The organism is Ruegeria sp. L11 (assembly GCF_056531755.1).
In genome coordinates, this window is the sequence record NZ_JBQFMI010000009.1 from 34,127 (window position 1) to 49,432 (window position 15,306).

The window sequence follows — 15,306 nt, forward strand, 5'->3', positions numbered from 1 at the left end:
ATATGGAAAAGATCGTCATTCTGACCGGGGCAGGGATTTCGGCTGAAAGCGGGCTGAGCACCTTCCGCGACGAAGGCGGGCTGTGGGCGCAGCACCGGATCGAGGATGTGGCCACGCCCGAAGGTTTTGCGCGCGCTCCCGCCTTGGTGCAGGGGTTTTACAATGCACGCCGCGTTCAGGCCGCCGCTGTGCAGCCCAATGCGGCCCACATGGCGCTGGCGCGGTTGCAGCAGGGCTGGCCCGCAGAGGTCGTGATCGTGACCCAGAACGTCGACAGCCTGCATGAAGCGGGCGGTGCGACGGGTGTCATCCACATGCATGGCACATTGGCGGGAGCCCTGTGTTCCGGATGTGATCATCGCTGGCCCGCCCCGCCCGAAATGGCCGTCGCCGAGCCCTGCCCCGCCTGCGGCCAGCCCACCGCCCGGCCCGATGTGGTCTGGTTCGGCGAGATGCCTTATTACATGGACGACATCTACGACCACCTTGCCAGCGCATCGATCTTTGCCGCCATCGGCACCTCGGGTCAGGTCTATCCGGCGGCGGCCTTTGTCCACGAGGCGCAGGCGGTGGGCGCGCGGACGGTCGAGATCAATCTGGAGCCGACGCCCGGGCCGTCGGGCTTTGACGAGCGCATTGTCGGCAGGGCATCCGAAACGGTTCCGCGATGGGTCAGTCAGCTTCTTGCGGGATATTCTTAAGCTACAGACAACGCTGGCTTAATTTGTGTACACTATCTGCGATAGCGACTGGAGGATGCGCCATGACTGATCAAGACCCCCGCACCGGTGAAATCCTGGATGACGGCAGCATGGCCGGGCGTGACATGCTGGGGGAACAGCTGTCCAGCCTGTGGTGGACCTTTCTGCTGCGCGGAGTATTGGCCGGGCTTGTCGGTATTGCAGCGCTGTTCTGGCCGTCTGGCAGCATCGCGCTGCTGCTGCGGCTGGTCGGTGTTTTGCTGATCCTCGACGGTGGGCTGACGCTTTTGGGTGTTGGTCGTCGCGGGGTGCTGGGAGGAGCTGCGATCAGCGCGCTTCTGATCGGGCTTGTTCTGCTGATCTGGCCGGAAGGCACGGTGAAACTGGCGTTTTTCCTCATGGGCGCATGGGCGCTGATCATCGGGATCGGATCCCTGGCGGCTGCCGGGCAGATGCATCCAAATGACCCGCAACGCGGTTCCATGCGGGTCTCGGGATTTGTCGCGCTTGTGGTCGGGCTTGTCCTGATGATCTGGCCAGCGGTGGCGCTGGTTGCGCTGGGATGGGGTATCGCATTCTCGGCGCTGGCGATGGCCGCTGTGATGTTCTGGCTGGCCTCGCGGTTCCGGCAGGCGGGCGACCGCGTCGGTATGAAAACCATCAACAAGTAGCACTATCCGCAGCCGCATGGAAAACAGGCCGGGCAAAGCCCGGCCTGACGCTTGGATGAGGGCTGCAGCGCAGCCCGAAGACAGGCGTTGCCCTAGTTCGAATGTGATCCGTGGCCGCCTTTGTCCTGACGCTCCAGATCGACGGGGATCTCGATCTCGACCTCGCCTGCCTTTTCAAAGATCAGCGTGACCGGCACCATGGCGTCCTGTTCGAACGGGGCCGTCAGACCCATGAACATCACATGGTCGCCGCCGCGTTTCAGCATGTGGGTTTCACCGGCCGGAATGGCAAAGCCTTCTTCGACATGCACCATCTTGGCTACGCCGTTTTCATCGACCTTGTGGGTGTGCAATTCCACACGCGCTGCCGCGTCCGAGGTTGCACCGATCAGCCGGTCATCGGCGTCGCCCTGATTGTGGATCATCATGAACGCGGCTCCGGCGATGGCGGTCTTGCCCGAGGAGCGGGCATAGGCGTCGTCAACCTTGATGGGGCCTTCGGCAAAGGCGGGGATGGCCAGCGACACGGCGGCCAGAGTTGCAAGCAGAGTGGTTTTGAGGGACATCGTGCCTCTCCTGTATAAAGGTTTGAAAAGGGTGGGTTTCAAACGCTGACAGGAGGCGCGCGGGCCGGGGTTGCGGGAACCGGCAGGGCGATCTGGTTGCCCAGATGCCGCAGCGGAGCTGGCTGCGCCCGTTCCGGCGCGGCTGGCAGTGCTGGTTGCGCGACAGCCACGGCCCCCAGCAGGGATATTGCATAGTCCGGGCAAAAATGCGGCGGTGCAGTGGGTTGCCCGTTTTCGTCAATATAGACGACGACCGGACCGGTGCCCGTACACAGCACCATCTGACCCACGGCCTTGTCCATGCCGCGCGACATGGCCAGCCCCTGCCCGGTCAGAACCAGCAGCAGGGACAGCGCATAAGGCAGAAATCTGGTAACAACAGGTCTCATCCTGACCCAGCTATAGGTCAGCAGCGGGAAAAGCTTCAAGCGCCAAAGGGTCGCGCTTGAAGCTGTTTTTCAGTAATCCAGTCCGGGTCTTTTTACCGTGTCTGCCGTGAAGCTGGTATGGGACCGGTTCACCCAGCGCTGCATCCGCGTGCAGGTTGCAATCGCCTTGCGGAATACCGCGGCCAGAAACAGGAAAAGATAAAAACTTTTTAACGTCATAATGTGGCCCCCGCCTGATGAATGAAAGTGACGTTAGGTCAGATTCGGAAACCTGTATGTGAAGAAGTTCACCAATGGCGAAAAATTAGTTCCAGATTGAGAACAATGGGGGCCGAAAGGGGCTGGCCCAACAGAAAAGGCCCCGCACCGAGAGGGTGCAGGGCCTGAAATTCTGTTGGTTGAAAGACCTTAGGCCGAAGCTTGCGCCTTGGCGATTTCTTTCTTCACTTTCAGAGCGTTTGCCGACAGCTCATCATCCTTGGCTTTGGCTAGGAACGCGTCCAGACCACCGCGGTGGTCAACCGAACGCAGCGCAGCCGCCGAGATGCGCAGCTTGACGCCACGGCCCAGAGTTTCGGACTGCAGGGTAACGTCATTCAGGTTCGGCAGAAAACGACGACGAGTTCTGTTTTTGGCGTGGCTGACATTGTTGCCAGTCATCGGGCCTTTTCCGGTCAGTTCGCAACGGCGCGACATGGTTTCTTCCTTTGTTTCTGGAGGCCGGGCTGGATACCCGCGGCCAAATCACAAGGGGCGCAACCCGAAGTCGCGCCCGAAAACTGGTTGGATGCGTGTAGTGGGAATCGCGCGGGGGGTCAAGACGGGCTGCGCGAAATCTTTCAATTTGCCTGCCATGCAGGAATGGCCCGGACGGGCCATGCCGTTGGCAAGAGTATTTGGCAATAGGTGAAACGGCCATGACGGCCCTTCAGCCGAGCGTGTCCAGAAGCTGACCGGCAGCGACCGCCGGGCTGAGTCGCCCTTGCGAGACTTCGTCATTCAGGCGCTCCATCTCGGCGCGGGCCTGCGGTGTGTCGAGGCGGGCGAGAAGGGCGTGGCGGACCTCCTGATCGAACCAGTAGCGGGCCTGGGCGGCGCGGTTTGCCTCCCAGATACCGGTGTCGCGGCGCCATTGGGTCAGGGTTTGCATTTCGTCCCAGGCCTGTTCCAGCCCGTGTTCTTCGACAGCGGAAACGGTCATCGCCTTGGGGAAGCCTTCGGGGTCCTGCGGGCGTTTGCGCAGCAGCCGCAGTGCGCCGGCATAATCCGCGCAGGTGCGGGTGGCGGTGGCTTTCAGGTCGCCATCGGCCTTGTTGACCAGAATGATATCAGCCATTTCCATGATGCCGCGCTTGACGCCCTGCAACTCGTCCCCGCCCGCCGGGGCCAGCAGCAGCAGAAACAGGTCAGACAGTTCGGACACCACCGTTTCCGACTGCCCCACGCCCACGGTTTCGATCAGCACCACGTCATAGCCTGCGGCCTCGCACAGGGCGATGGCCTCGCGGGTGCGGCGGGCGACCCCGCCAAGGTTGCTCTGGCTGGGAGAGGGTCGGATGAAGGCGTTCTGTTCGCGGCTCAGGCGTTCCATCCGGGTCTTGTCGCCCAGGATCGAGCCGCCCGAGCGGGCCGAGCTGGGGTCGACCGCCAGAACCGCAACGCGCAGCCCCTGCCCGGTCAGCATCATGCCAAAGCTTTCGATGAAGGTGGACTTGCCCACACCGGGCGTGCCGGACAGACCGATACGCATCGCCTGACGCCCCGAACCGGCAAGCTGTGCCAGAAGGTCGCTGGCCTGTGCCCGGTGATCGGCGCGGTTGCTTTCAACAAGGGTGATCGCACGCGCCAGCGCCCGACGCTCGCCCTTCAGAATTCTGTCGCTCAGGCTGTCTGTCTGCATTCTTGTCCCGATCCTAGAGGCAGGAACAGTTGCCGTGCTTGGAGGGTGTTTGTCCAGACCGGAGGCGGCAGGAAATGCGAAGATCGCGCAGCCTGTGTCATTTCGTGCGGGGCGATTTGCTGATGTGAGCGTGGAAACTGGACGCCACCTGCGGGATCGCGGATAAGGGCCGGATGACCCTACGCCTGCCCATAGACGATGCCATACCCGGCCTGCTGGACACCCTGCGCGCGCAGGGGCGGGCCGTGCTGCAAGCACCGCCCGGTGCGGGCAAGACCACGCGGGTTCCGCTGGCGATGCTGGAGGCGGGTCTGTGCGGCGGCAGGATCGTGATGCTGGAGCCCCGGCGACTGGCTGCACGGGCCGCGGCAGAGCGGATGGCAGAGACACTGGGAGAGCGCGCAGGCCAGAGTGTTGGCTATCGCGTGCGGGGCGACGCGAAAGTGTCAAAAGACACAAGGATCGAGGTGGTGACCGAGGGCATTCTGACCCGGATGCTGCAATCGGACCCTGACCTGCCGGGCATCGGCGCGGTGATCTTTGATGAATTCCACGAACGCTCACTCAACGCGGATCTGGGGTTGGCGCTGTGCCTTGAGGTCACGGGCGCGTTGCGGGACGATCTGATTCTGCTGGCCATGTCGGCCACATTGGACGCGGACCCGGTGGGGCGCCTGATGGCCGCGCCGCTGGTTACGTCGGAAGGGCGGAGTTTTCCTGTCGAGATGCGCTGGCTGGATCGGCCGTTGGGGCCACAGGCGCGGCGGCTGGATGCATTGGTCGATCTGGTCGTTGAGGCCGAGCGCGAGACCCGCTCCACCGGTGGCGGGATCTTGGTGTTTCTGCCCGGTGAGGGTGAAATCCGGCGGGCTGAGGCAGCCTTGACCGGACGCCTGCCCGCCAATTGCACGGTGCGCCCGCTGTTCGGGGCCATGCCCTTTGCGGCCCAGCGCGCGGCGATTGCCCCGGTTGAGACCGGGCGCAAGGTGGTGCTGGCGACGTCGATTGCCGAAACCTCGCTGACGATCCCCGATATCCGGGTGGTGGTGGATATGGGGCAAGCACGGCGGGCGCGGTTCGATCCGGGCTCGGGCATGTCCCGGCTGGTGACCGAGCGGGTAACACGGGCCGAGGCCACGCAACGCGCAGGTCGTGCGGGCCGTGTGGCCGAGGGGCTGTGTTACCGGCTGTGGTCAAAGGGGGAGGATGGCGCGCTGGCCGCGTACCCGCCTGCCGAGATCGAAGCCGCCGATTTGACCGGGCTGGCGCTGGAGCTGGCGCTGTGGGGCGCGGATGCCGCCGATCTGGCCTTTCTGACCCCGCCACCCGAAGGCGCGATGGCCGAGGCGCGCGCGCTTCTGGCGATGCTGGGCGCGCTGGACGGCAAGGGGCGGATCACCGAACACGGGCGGGCGCTGGCGGCGCTGCCGTTGCATCCCCGGCTGGGGCATATGCTGGTGCGGGCCGGACCGAGTGCCGCGCCTTTGGCCGCCTTGATGGCCGAGCGCGACCCCCTGCGCGGCGCGCCGGTGGATATCGCCTTGCGGCAAGAGGCACTGCGGGATGTGCGCACCTTTCAGCGCAACCGGGTCTGGCAGGTGAACATGGGCGCCGTGGATCGGATCAATGCCGAGGCCAAGCGGTTGAGGAAACAGGCCGGAAGCAAGACGGATGATCTGAGCGCTGCCGCCATGGCCGCCCTCGCCTATCCCGACCGCATCGGGCAGCGGCGCAAGGGCGATGCGCCGCGTTATGTGCTGTCGGGGGGCAAGGGTGTCGTGCTGGACAGCGGCGATTCACTGGCGACCGCGCCTTTTCTGGTTGTCACCGACACCGATGGCAACCCGCGCGAGGCGAAGGTGCGGATGGCCACCCAGATTTCGGAACGCGAGATCCGCGAACTGTTCACCGACCAGATCGATTGGGTCGAGGTTTGCGCCTGGTCGAAACGCGAACGGCGGGTCGTGTCCCGGCAGCAGGAGCGGTTCGGGGCGATCACGCTGGACGACCGCATCTGGAAGGACGTCCCGGACGACGCCGTGGCGCGTGCGATGCTGGACGGGGTGCGCGATCTGGGGTTGCGGCTGGACGGGGCCGCCGCACGGCTGGCCGCGCGGGTGGAACTGGTGCGTGCCGACGGGGTGGATCTGCCCGACTTTTCGGTCGAGGGTCTTATGGCCGAGCTGGACGACTGGCTGTTGCCGATGCTGTCCGGTGTCAAAAGCGCAGAGGACTGGAAACGGTTCGACCTGCTGCCCGCCTTGCGCGCGCGGCTGGACTGGGCCCAGACCCAGGAACTGGACCGGCGCGCCCCGGGATCGTTTGAAACACCGCTGGGGCGCAGGGTGCCGATCGATTATGGCGCGGCGGTCCCCGAAATCTCGGTTCGGTTGCAGGAGCTGTTCGGCGTGACCCGGCATCCGGTGGTTGGCGGACAGCCCCTGAAGATCACGCTGCTGTCACCGGCGCAGCGCCCGATCCAGATTACCCGCGATCTGCCGGGGTTCTGGGCCGGGTCTTATGCGGATGTGCGCAAGGATATGCGGGCGCAATACCCCAAGCACCCCTGGCCCGAAGACCCGACACAGGCCGACCCGACGCTGAGGGCCAAGCGCAGGCAGGGATAGGCCTATTGCCGCGTCGCTTCCGGCAAGCGGCTTGGGCTTTCGGGGCTGTTGCACGAAATCTCACAAATCACGGTAAACTGACCGAAGAACCGGTCATAATCAGAAATAAGCGGACATTTCATTGAAGTCTGGCATTATTGTTGTTACGTCACACAGGTTTCGAAGACAGAAACAGGATTTGAAGAACATCTCATGAGTGCTTGGCTGCGAAATATCTGGGAAGAGGTCGGACGCCCCTTGTTCCTGCGCCCCCAAAGGGTGCAGTTTGCGGCCCTGTGTACCCGCAGGCATGAGGGTCAGGACGAGGTTCTGCTGATCACCAGCCGCGAAACCGGGCGCTGGATCATCCCGAAAGGCTGGCCAGTCAATGGTCTGGACGGGTTGGAGACGGCGCTGCTGGAGGCGTGGGAAGAGGCTGGCGTGCGTGCAGATGCGGTTGACAAGGAGCCCGTCGGCCAATTCACCTATGACAAGATCTTCAAGGGCGGGTCGGCACAGTCGGTCCTGACCCGTGTCTACCGGGTTTCCGTGCACGAGCTGGCGGATGATTTTCCCGAAGTGGACAAGCGCAAACGTCAGTGGTTTTCACCGGCAGAAGCCGCCAAACGGGTTCAGGAGCCCGAGTTGCAGGCGCTGCTGCGACAGATGTAGCCGTTTCGCAACAATTTGATGGCTGCGCGCTTGCCCCTGAACCGGGAAACCGTTAGCTGCGGGCGATCTGCCAATCTTTGACCAAGCCCATGTCTGACACAAACTCAAAACCGCGCTGGCAGGCGCTTGACACCGACCTGCAACGTATCTCGCGCGTCGAAATTGCCAATCTTCATGTCGCCCGCCCGCTGCTGGCGCCGGGAATCGCACTGGCGTTCATGGTGCTTGCCGGATTGATGGCGGCGGTGCTGTTCGGACGGGCCGACGGCACCTATATCGTCGTGGCTGCGGCCGCGTTCGGGGCCTATATGGCAATCAATATCGGCGCCAATGACGTGGCCAACAACATGGGTCCCGCGGTGGGTGCGAACGCGCTGACCATGGGCGGTGCCATCGTGATTGCCGCCGTTGCCGAAAGCGCGGGCGCGTTGCTTGCGGGGGGCGATGTGGTCTCGACCATCTCGAAGGGGATCATCGACCCGGCCTCGGTGCAGAACAGCAACGTGTTCATCTGGGCCATGATGGCGGCGCTGATCTCGTCCGCCATGTGGGTCAATCTGGCGACCTGGATCGGTGCGCCGGTGTCGACAACACATTCGGTTGTGGGCGGGGTCATGGGCGCGGGGATTGCCGCTGCCGGTCTGAGCGCGGTGAGCTGGGGCACGATGGGCGCGATTGCGGCCAGCTGGGTGATATCCCCGGTTCTAGGCGGCGTGATTGCGGCGGCATTCCTGGCGCTGATCAAGACCAAGATCCAGTATCAGGACGACAAGATCGCCGCCGCGCGGCGTTGGGTGCCGATCCTTGTGGCGGTGATGGCGGCGGCGTTTGCCACCTACCTGTCGGTCAAGGGTCTGAAGCGGATCGTCAAGATTGATCTGCAGATGGCGCTGCTGATCGGTCTGGGCAGCGGTGTGCTGGTCTGGGCGCTGACGGTTCCCTGGGTGCGTCGCAAGTCCGAGGGACTGGAGAACCGGACCCGGTCGCTGAAAACCCTGTTTGGCCTGCCATTGGTGATATCGGCCGCGTTTCTGAGCTTTGCCCACGGTGCCAATGACGTGGCCAACGCGGTCGGCCCCCTGGCGGCGATTGTCCATGCGGCGGAGTTCGGGGATTTCGCCCAAAAGGTTTCTATCCCGCTATGGGTGATGATCATCGGCGCGTTCGGGATATCGTTCGGCCTGTTCCTGTTCGGGCCCAAGCTGATCCGGATGGTCGGTAGCCAGATCACCAAGCTGAACCCGATGCGGGCGTTTTGCGTGGCGTTGTCAGCGGCGATCACGGTCATTGTCGCCAGCTGGCTGGGCTTGCCGGTCAGTTCCACGCATATCGCCGTTGGCGCAATTTTCGGCGTCGGGTTCTATCGTGAGTGGCAGTCGGATCGCAGGCGGAAACAGAACAATGGGCGAAACGCGACAGCGCAGAAGCTGGCCCCGGAAGAATACCGGCGGCGCAAGCTGGTGCGGCGGTCGCATTTCATGACGATCATTGCGGCCTGGGTCGTGACCGTGCCTGCCGCAGCCGCCATGTCGGCCGTGATTTTCTGGATATTGACCAGATTCGTCTGACGACTGCGATCAAAGCCTGATCTGTTCCGGGGACAGCGGATGATCGGGCGCGTGTTTGATCAGGTCTGACACTTTCGTGCAAAGGGGGGTGGGCACCCCGGTTTCATGCCCCAGCCGAATGATATGGCCCTGAAGGCTGTCGATTTCCGTTTGCCGCTCGGCCATCAGGTCATAGGCCATCGAGGTCCGGGCGGCAGGATCGATGGTGAGCATCCGCGCTGCGATCCGGCTGAACAAGGGTGTCGGCAGGCGCAGGATATGCGGCGTCATCCACGCCGGAAGCGGCGTTGTCGAGGCCACCGGATGCCCGGCCGCCTTGAGAACCAACAGCGCCTCGGCCATCTGGTCGGCCATGAGGTTGCGCCAGTCACGGCTGAGCAGCTGATCCACAAGCGGCAGGCCCGACAGCGCGTTCAGCGCGTTGTTCAGGTTGATTACCAGCTTGCCCCATTGCACCGCCTCGATCCGGTCACTTGCGATAACGGGCAGGTCCGGGCTGCTGAGGGCAGTGGCCAGGTCGCCGGGGCCGTTCTGGATCACAATTTCGCCCGACGTGGCCCGGTGATAGGTGGCGGGGCCGCTCGGGACCACGTTGAAGGGGACCATTCCCGCGCGCACATCGCGACCGGGAAGTGCCTTGCGCAGGGTCGCCGCATTCTCGATCCCGTTTTGCCAGGACAGGACGGGCGCGTCCCAACAAGCGGCGTCCGCGATATGACCGGCCATATCCGCCGTTGCCCCGGATTTGACGGTGACAATGACCAGCTCGGCCTGATCCAGGCAGGCGGGATCCGTGCTGAGTGTCAGGGCTTCCGCCGCAACATGGTAATTGAGGCCATCGTAATTCGTGACCGTCAGCCCATGTTCGCGGATGGGGTCCAGTACACGGGCACGGCCCAGCAAGGTCACCGCATGCCCCGAGCGGGCCAGTAAACCGCCGCAGTAGCAGCCGATGCTGCCCGCGCCTGCGATGACAAGTTTCATGATACCCCCTCTGGTATACCAGAAAGGATCACCGCAAACGGACGGTTACACAAGCCCACCCGCCCCTGACGCCGCTCGCGGGCGGGCCAACCGGGGCTTTGTGCGCTCAAGCTGTTCTGAAATGGCGATAAATTCGCGGTCATCCCCTGCCGGAAGGTGGAAGGCGCCATTGACCCAATCGGCGCTTTTCCACTCATGAGTCGCCGTCTCGATCTTTTCTTTCGAGGATGAGACGAAGTTCCACCAGATATAGCGATCATTATTCAGGGTCGCGCCGCCCAGCAGCATCAGTCGCGCGCCCTGCGGGCCTGCCCGGGCCGATAGCCTGTCACCGGGGCGGAACACCATCATGCGGCCTTCGTCGAACATGTCGCCTGCAATCTCGATCGATCCTTGCGTGACATAGACACCGCGATCCTCGTGGTCGTCGGGCAGCGGGAAGGACGCGCCGGGGGCAAGCTGAACATCCAGATAGAAGGTCTCGGACAGCATCGTCACGGGGCTGGTTTCGCCATAAGCGTTGCCGAGGATCAGCCGTGCGCTGACGCCCTTGTCTTGGATATGGGGCAGCGCGCCTTGCTTGTGGTGTTCGAACTCGGGGGCCATATCCTCCTGCGCTTCGGGCAGGGCAAGCCAGGTCTGAATGCCGAACAGCTTGTGGCCTTTGCCGCGCGTTTCTTCGCTGGTGCGCTCGGAATGGGTCACGCCACGGCCTGCAACCATCCAGTTGACCTCGCCGGGGTAAATCATCTGGTGAGTGCCGAGGCTGTCGCGATGTTCGAATTCGCCCTGATAGAGGTAAGTGACGGTTCCCAGCCCGATATGCGGGTGCGGTCGCACGTCAATGCCGCCTTCGGTGACGAATTCTGCCGGGCCGACCTGATCGAAGAAGATGAATGGGCCAACCAGTTGGCGTTTGACCGAGGGCAGCGCGCGGCGCACCTCGAACCCGCCCAGATCGCGGGCGCGGGGAATGATGAGTGTTTCCAGCGCGCCGTTTTCAGCTGCGTCGGTGGTGTGGGACGGGTTCCAGCTCACATTCGTATCCTCGGCTTTTTTGTTCATCCAAAGCAGGTCCGCATTCGCTAGGTCAAAATATATGCGGGCCCGGGCCCGGCGTCAGTGCAGCCCTGCACGGGAGACGTGCATATTTGCGGCATTCGCGCGTGGTGGTGCATCTTGATACTACCCCTAACTAGAGATAAATGACTGCCATGACACACGAGACTCAAAACCGAGAAAACCAGGCCCTGGTATTGGCCCTGTTGCGCAGCCAGCAGTTGTTCATGCGTGCCATGGGACCGGTGTTTCGCGCCGGGGGTCTGACGGCACCTCAGTGGGATGCGCTGGAGACTCTGAACACCAAAGGTGCGCTGTCGATCAATGACCTGTTGCGCCTGACGCTGTCCACATCCGGCAATCTGGATGTTGTCGTCAAAAACCTGATTCAGGCCGGTCTGGTGGAGAAGACCGTTGATGAAACCGACAAGCGCGCCCGCGTTTTACGCCTGACAGAAGCCGGAAAACAGAAAGTGGCCGCGTTCATGCCCGTCCACAATCAGGCGCTGGAACAGATATTCGGACGCCTGAGCACCGAAACCAGACGCGAGACGATCAGAACGCTCAACCAGCTTCGCAAAAAGCTGCCCCAACCACAGAAAGGCGAGACATGACCAACAAAACCTTCCTGACCGCGCATGGTGTGATCTATATGTTTTTCGCATTGGCGCTGTTTTTTGCGCCAACCATCCTTTGGCCCAACTATGGACTGCAACTGAACGATCGGTATGCCGTGTTTCTGTCGCAGCATAATGCGATCTTTCTGGGTGGCATCGGCCTAATCAGCTTCCTATTTCGAAACACTGAAACCGGTACCGAGACAGCACAGAACATCCTGAAAGGTCTGATGGGGACCAACATATTGGGCGTTGTCATCACGCTTTATGCCTGTCTGACCGGGGTGTTCACCGGCTTTGGCTGGTCCGACCCCATCTTCTTTGCGCTGCTTGCCATTCTGAGCTTTGTGCAGCTTGGCAGGAACCGCTGACCACACCCCCTACCCCCCTGAACGTGGAGCATTTGACCATGAGTACGATGAAAATCTGGGATCTGCATCTGGCCTATGACGGACCCGTAACCGCAGAATTTCTGGCCGGAACAAAGGAACTGGCTGAAAGCATCGCCCAGGAACCCGGTGTCGTCTGGAAGATCTGGACTGTCGAAGAAGGCACGAACCATTTCGGATCGACCTATCTGTTTCGCGATCGCGCCAGTCTGGAGACCTACAAGGCGATGCACCTGAAACGCCTTGAGGCCATCGGGGTCGCAGTGACCTCGGATCATGTCTTTGACATCATGGAAGACCTCAGCGCGATCAACAACGCGCCAATACACGGCTGACGGACCCGGAGAGTACCCGCGCCATCAACCAGCCAAACGCTTTGCATAGGTGGCGCGGGTCATCTCGACATCCTGCACGGTGATGCTGCCGACCTCGGGCATGGTCTGGGCCAGAACGTCCAGAATGATCGCGTTAAGCTCGGCCCGCGTGGCCTCATCCCGTCCGCGCATCAACAGCAGCGTGGCATGCACGAAGGTCTGCGGTTGCGTTCCGATGTAGGAATAGGCAATCGGCGCGGCGCGGATCTTGAGCGCTGAGGCGTCGATTTCATCATGTTTTGCGAGAACGGTATGCAACTGCTCGCAAATCATCTGGAAATCATGGGTGTCGTCCAGAGATTTGGAGAATTCCAGGGTAACGTGAGGCATTGAATGCTCCGGGGGTCATGAGAGAGCCTGATGGCCCTCTCGAAACTGCAAGGTGATCCTAAACGCCCAGACACCAGCGCATTACGGCCTTTTGTGCGTGCAGGCGGTTTTCGGCCTCATCGAAGATGACCGAGTTCGGGCCGTCCATGACCTCGGAGGTTGCTTCTTCCTCACGATGCGCGGGCAGGCAGTGCATGAACAGCGCGTCGGGTTTGGCATGTGACATGAGTTCCGCGTTGACCTGATAGGGGCGCAGCATGTTGTGGCGGCGTTCCTTGGCGGATTGGCTATCATGCATCGAAACCCAGGTGTCGGCCACCACCAGATCAGCGCCCTCGACCGCTTTGTGCGGGTCCCGTTCGATGACGACTCTGGACCCCTTCTGGCGGGCAAACCCCATGAATTCTTCTTCGGGGTCAAGCTGGGCCGGGCCGGAGAAGGTCAGATCGAAGCCGAACTGACCGGCGGCGTGCAGGAACGAGGCGCAGACATTGTTGCCATCGCCAGTCCAGACCACTTTCTTTCCTGCGATGGGGCCCCGGTGTTCCTCGAACGTCAGCACGTCGGCCATGATCTGGCAGGGATGGGTACGATCGGTCAGGCCGTTGATGACGGGCACGTCGGAATATTCGGCCATTTCGGTCAGGATGGTCTCATCGAAGGTACGGATCATGATCATGTCGACATAACGCGACAGCACACGGGCGGTATCGGCAATAGTTTCGCCGTGACCCAGCTGCATGTCCTTGCCCGACAGCACCATGGTCTGGCCGCCCATCTGGCGTACACCGACGTCAAAGGACACGCGCGTCCTGGTCGAGGGCTTTTCGAAGATCAGCGCGACCATGCGGTCTTTCAGCGGCTGTTCGTCGTCAGGGGCGGCCTTGGGACGGCCCAGACGCGCCTGTTTCATCGCGCCCGCCTGATCGATCATGGACCGCAGCGCGGTGGCATCGGTTTTGTGGATGTCGAGAAAATGGTTCATATCGCTTCGCTTTTGGCTGGTCGGGCAGTGGGGGCCAGCCCCCACACCCCCGGAGTATTTGGGAAAAGATGAAGCTCAGGCAGTTGCGAGCTGGGTTTCGATCTGATTGGCGGCCTTTTCGAGGCGGATCATGGCCTGGGCGATGTCATCCTCGGTCAGGGTCAGGGGGGGCAGCAGGCGGATGACGTTGTCGGCGGCGGGGACGGTGATGACCAGATTGTCATAGCCCGCATTGACCACGTCGATATTTGGCGCCTTGCATTTCAGGCCGAGCATCAGGCCCGATCCGCGCACCTCTTCGAAAACCTCGGGGTGATCGGCGACCAGACCTTCGAGTTTCTGGCGCAACAGACCAGCCTTGCGGTTGACACCTTCGAGAAAGGCGGGTGTGGCGACCTGATCGATCACCGCACAGCCCACGGCACAGCCCAGCGGGTTGCCGCCATAGGTGGAGCCATGCGTGCCTGAGGTCATGCCGGATGCCGCGTCTTCGGTTGCCAGCACGGCGCCGAGGGGGAAACCACCGCCGATGCCTTTGGCGACCATCATGATATCCGGGGTGATCCCCGCCCATTCATGGGCGAAGAGCCTGCCGGTCCGACCGACGCCGCATTGCACCTCGTCCAGGATCAGCAGCAGACCGTGTTCGTCGCAAATGGCACGCAGGGCCTTGAGTTCGGCATCGGGCACGGGGCGGATGCCCCCCTCGCCCTGAATCGGTTCGATTAGGATGGCTGCGGTATTTTCGGTGATGGCGTTGGTGACACCGTCGAGATCGCCAAAGGTGACGTGGACAAAGCCCGGCAAAAGCGGGCCAAAGCCTTTGGTCATCTTCTCGGACCCGGCCGCTGCGATGCCCGCCGACGACCGTCCATGGAACGAGCCGTCGAAGGTGATGAGTTCAACCCGTTCGGGCTGGCCTTTGTCATAGAAATACTTGCGGGCCATCTTCACGGCCAGTTCACAGGCTTCGGTGCCGGAATTCGTGAAGAATACCGTATCCGCAAAGGTGTGTTCGACCAGCTTGTCTGCCAGTGCCTGCTGTTGCGGGATGTTGTAGAGGTTCGAGACATGCCACAGCGCGTGGGCCTGTTCCGTAAGGGCGGCCACCAGTGCCGGATGGGCGTGGCCCAGTGCGTTCACCGCGATCCCTGCGCCAAGGTCCAGAAAACGTCGGCCATCCGCCTCGGTCAGCCAGGCGCCTTCGCCCTTTACAAATGACAGGGGCGCGCGGTTATAGGTCGGCAGAACGGACGGGATCATGGGATCATCCTTTTCGGGTCGTTTGAGCCTCGTGAGTGATACACGAAGGCCCGGTTCGTCAACAGATTTGGTGAGATTTGTGCCAATTTGGCAGGCACATGGGATCAAACAGGCCGATTACGCAAAGAGGCGTCGGCGTCGGAGCAGCTGGATATGTGCGCGTTTGATCATGGCCGCTCTATAGACGTGAAAAGACAGCCTGAAAACCCTATTATTGCCGCCGCGTCAAAAT

General features: G+C 62.2%; 18 protein-coding genes. 8 read left to right on the plus strand and 10 right to left on the minus strand.

Annotated features, from left to right (window positions below; translation table 11 throughout):
* The first annotated feature begins 2 nt into the window (after positions 1-2).
* Together ACR0CE_RS14400 and ACR0CE_RS14405 are read left to right on the plus strand one after the other, a co-directional pair.
* Complete coding sequence (locus tag ACR0CE_RS14400; RefSeq protein ID WP_480833031.1) at positions 3-701, plus strand: NAD-dependent deacylase; 699 nt, start codon at positions 3-5, stop codon at positions 699-701.
* A 62-nt stretch (positions 702-763) separates the two neighbouring features.
* Positions 764-1,372, plus strand: coding sequence for an HdeD family acid-resistance protein (locus tag ACR0CE_RS14405; protein WP_480833032.1), 609 nt, complete (start codon positions 764-766; stop codon positions 1,370-1,372).
* 92 nt (positions 1,373-1,464) lie between these two features.
* Here ACR0CE_RS14405 and ACR0CE_RS14410 read toward each other — a convergent pair whose 3' ends face one another.
* The 5 genes from ACR0CE_RS14410 to meaB all read right to left on the minus strand — a co-directional run bounded on the left by ACR0CE_RS14410 (position 1,465) and on the right by meaB (position 4,227).
* Positions 1,465-1,938, minus strand: coding sequence for a copper chaperone PCu(A)C (locus ACR0CE_RS14410; RefSeq protein WP_209505710.1), 474 nt, complete (start codon positions 1,936-1,938; stop codon positions 1,465-1,467).
* 38 nt (positions 1,939-1,976) lie between these two features.
* On the minus strand, positions 1,977-2,366 hold the full coding sequence (locus ACR0CE_RS14415) for a hypothetical protein (RefSeq protein ID WP_480616874.1): 390 nt from the start codon (positions 2,364-2,366) through the stop codon (positions 1,977-1,979).
* Positions 2,367-2,396: 30 nt separating this feature from the next.
* Positions 2,397-2,546: a hypothetical protein gene (locus tag ACR0CE_RS14420; protein ID WP_209505706.1), complete on the minus strand. Its 150-nt coding sequence runs from the start codon at positions 2,544-2,546 to the stop codon at positions 2,397-2,399.
* Positions 2,547-2,735: 189 nt separating this feature from the next.
* Positions 2,736-3,023: a 50S ribosomal protein L28 gene (gene rpmB / locus ACR0CE_RS14425; protein WP_008756960.1), complete on the minus strand. Its 288-nt coding sequence runs from the start codon at positions 3,021-3,023 to the stop codon at positions 2,736-2,738.
* A 232-nt stretch (positions 3,024-3,255) separates the two neighbouring features.
* The gene (gene meaB, locus ACR0CE_RS14430) at positions 3,256-4,227 is read right to left on the minus strand and encodes a methylmalonyl Co-A mutase-associated GTPase MeaB (RefSeq protein ID WP_480833033.1); all 972 of its coding nucleotides are present in this window, start codon (positions 4,225-4,227) and stop codon (positions 3,256-3,258) included.
* A 173-nt stretch (positions 4,228-4,400) separates the two neighbouring features.
* Here meaB and hrpB point away from each other — a divergent pair, with 173 nt between their 5' ends.
* The 3 genes from hrpB (at position 4,401) to ACR0CE_RS14445 (ending at position 9,073) form a co-directional block, all read left to right on the plus strand.
* Positions 4,401-6,854 carry an ATP-dependent helicase HrpB gene (hrpB, locus tag ACR0CE_RS14435; protein WP_480833034.1) on the plus strand — a complete coding sequence of 818 codons (2,454 nt, stop codon included), beginning with the start codon at positions 4,401-4,403 and terminating at the stop codon, positions 6,852-6,854.
* A 192-nt stretch (positions 6,855-7,046) separates the two neighbouring features.
* The gene (locus tag ACR0CE_RS14440) at positions 7,047-7,505 is read left to right on the plus strand and encodes an NUDIX hydrolase (protein WP_480833035.1); all 459 of its coding nucleotides are present in this window, start codon (positions 7,047-7,049) and stop codon (positions 7,503-7,505) included.
* Between the two features lie 89 nt (positions 7,506-7,594).
* On the plus strand, positions 7,595-9,073 hold the full coding sequence (locus ACR0CE_RS14445) for an inorganic phosphate transporter (protein WP_480833036.1): 1,479 nt from the start codon (positions 7,595-7,597) through the stop codon (positions 9,071-9,073).
* A gap of 9 nt (positions 9,074-9,082) precedes the next feature.
* Here ACR0CE_RS14445 and ACR0CE_RS14450 read toward each other — a convergent pair whose 3' ends face one another.
* Positions 9,083-10,057 (minus strand): 2-dehydropantoate 2-reductase, encoded by a 975-nt coding sequence (locus tag ACR0CE_RS14450; protein ID WP_480833037.1) that lies wholly within the window; start codon positions 10,055-10,057, stop codon positions 9,083-9,085.
* Positions 10,058-10,102: 45 nt separating this feature from the next.
* Positions 10,103-11,095: a pirin family protein gene (locus ACR0CE_RS14455; protein WP_480833063.1), complete on the minus strand. Its 993-nt coding sequence runs from the start codon at positions 11,093-11,095 to the stop codon at positions 10,103-10,105.
* A 176-nt stretch (positions 11,096-11,271) separates the two neighbouring features.
* Between ACR0CE_RS14455 and ACR0CE_RS14460 the strand changes: the two genes are divergently transcribed.
* From ACR0CE_RS14460 to ACR0CE_RS14470, 3 genes are read left to right on the plus strand one after another with little or no spacing between them, the layout of a single operon-like run.
* Positions 11,272-11,730, plus strand: a complete 459-nt coding sequence (locus ACR0CE_RS14460) for a MarR family winged helix-turn-helix transcriptional regulator (RefSeq protein ID WP_480473645.1) — start codon at positions 11,272-11,274, stop codon at positions 11,728-11,730.
* Positions 11,727-12,104 (plus strand): hypothetical protein, encoded by a 378-nt coding sequence (locus tag ACR0CE_RS14465; protein ID WP_480488439.1) that lies wholly within the window; start codon positions 11,727-11,729, stop codon positions 12,102-12,104. Before ACR0CE_RS14460 ends, ACR0CE_RS14465 begins: the two co-directional genes overlap by 4 nt.
* A gap of 38 nt (positions 12,105-12,142) precedes the next feature.
* Positions 12,143-12,457 (plus strand): monooxygenase, encoded by a 315-nt coding sequence (locus ACR0CE_RS14470; RefSeq protein ID WP_480473648.1) that lies wholly within the window; start codon positions 12,143-12,145, stop codon positions 12,455-12,457.
* A 24-nt stretch (positions 12,458-12,481) separates the two neighbouring features.
* On the opposite strand, the gene ACR0CE_RS14475 is transcribed toward ACR0CE_RS14470, so the two are convergent.
* From ACR0CE_RS14475 to ACR0CE_RS14485, 3 genes are all read right to left on the minus strand, one after another.
* Entirely contained in the window at positions 12,482-12,826 is a 345-nt protein-coding gene (locus ACR0CE_RS14475; protein WP_480488441.1) for a 5-carboxymethyl-2-hydroxymuconate Delta-isomerase, read from the minus strand.
* Positions 12,827-12,884: 58 nt separating this feature from the next.
* Complete coding sequence (gene argF, locus ACR0CE_RS14480) at positions 12,885-13,811, minus strand: ornithine carbamoyltransferase (RefSeq protein WP_480473650.1); 927 nt, start codon at positions 13,809-13,811, stop codon at positions 12,885-12,887.
* Between the two features lie 75 nt (positions 13,812-13,886).
* Positions 13,887-15,074: an acetylornithine transaminase gene (locus ACR0CE_RS14485; RefSeq protein ID WP_480833038.1), complete on the minus strand. Its 1,188-nt coding sequence runs from the start codon at positions 15,072-15,074 to the stop codon at positions 13,887-13,889.
* Positions 15,075-15,306: the final 232 nt, after the last annotated feature.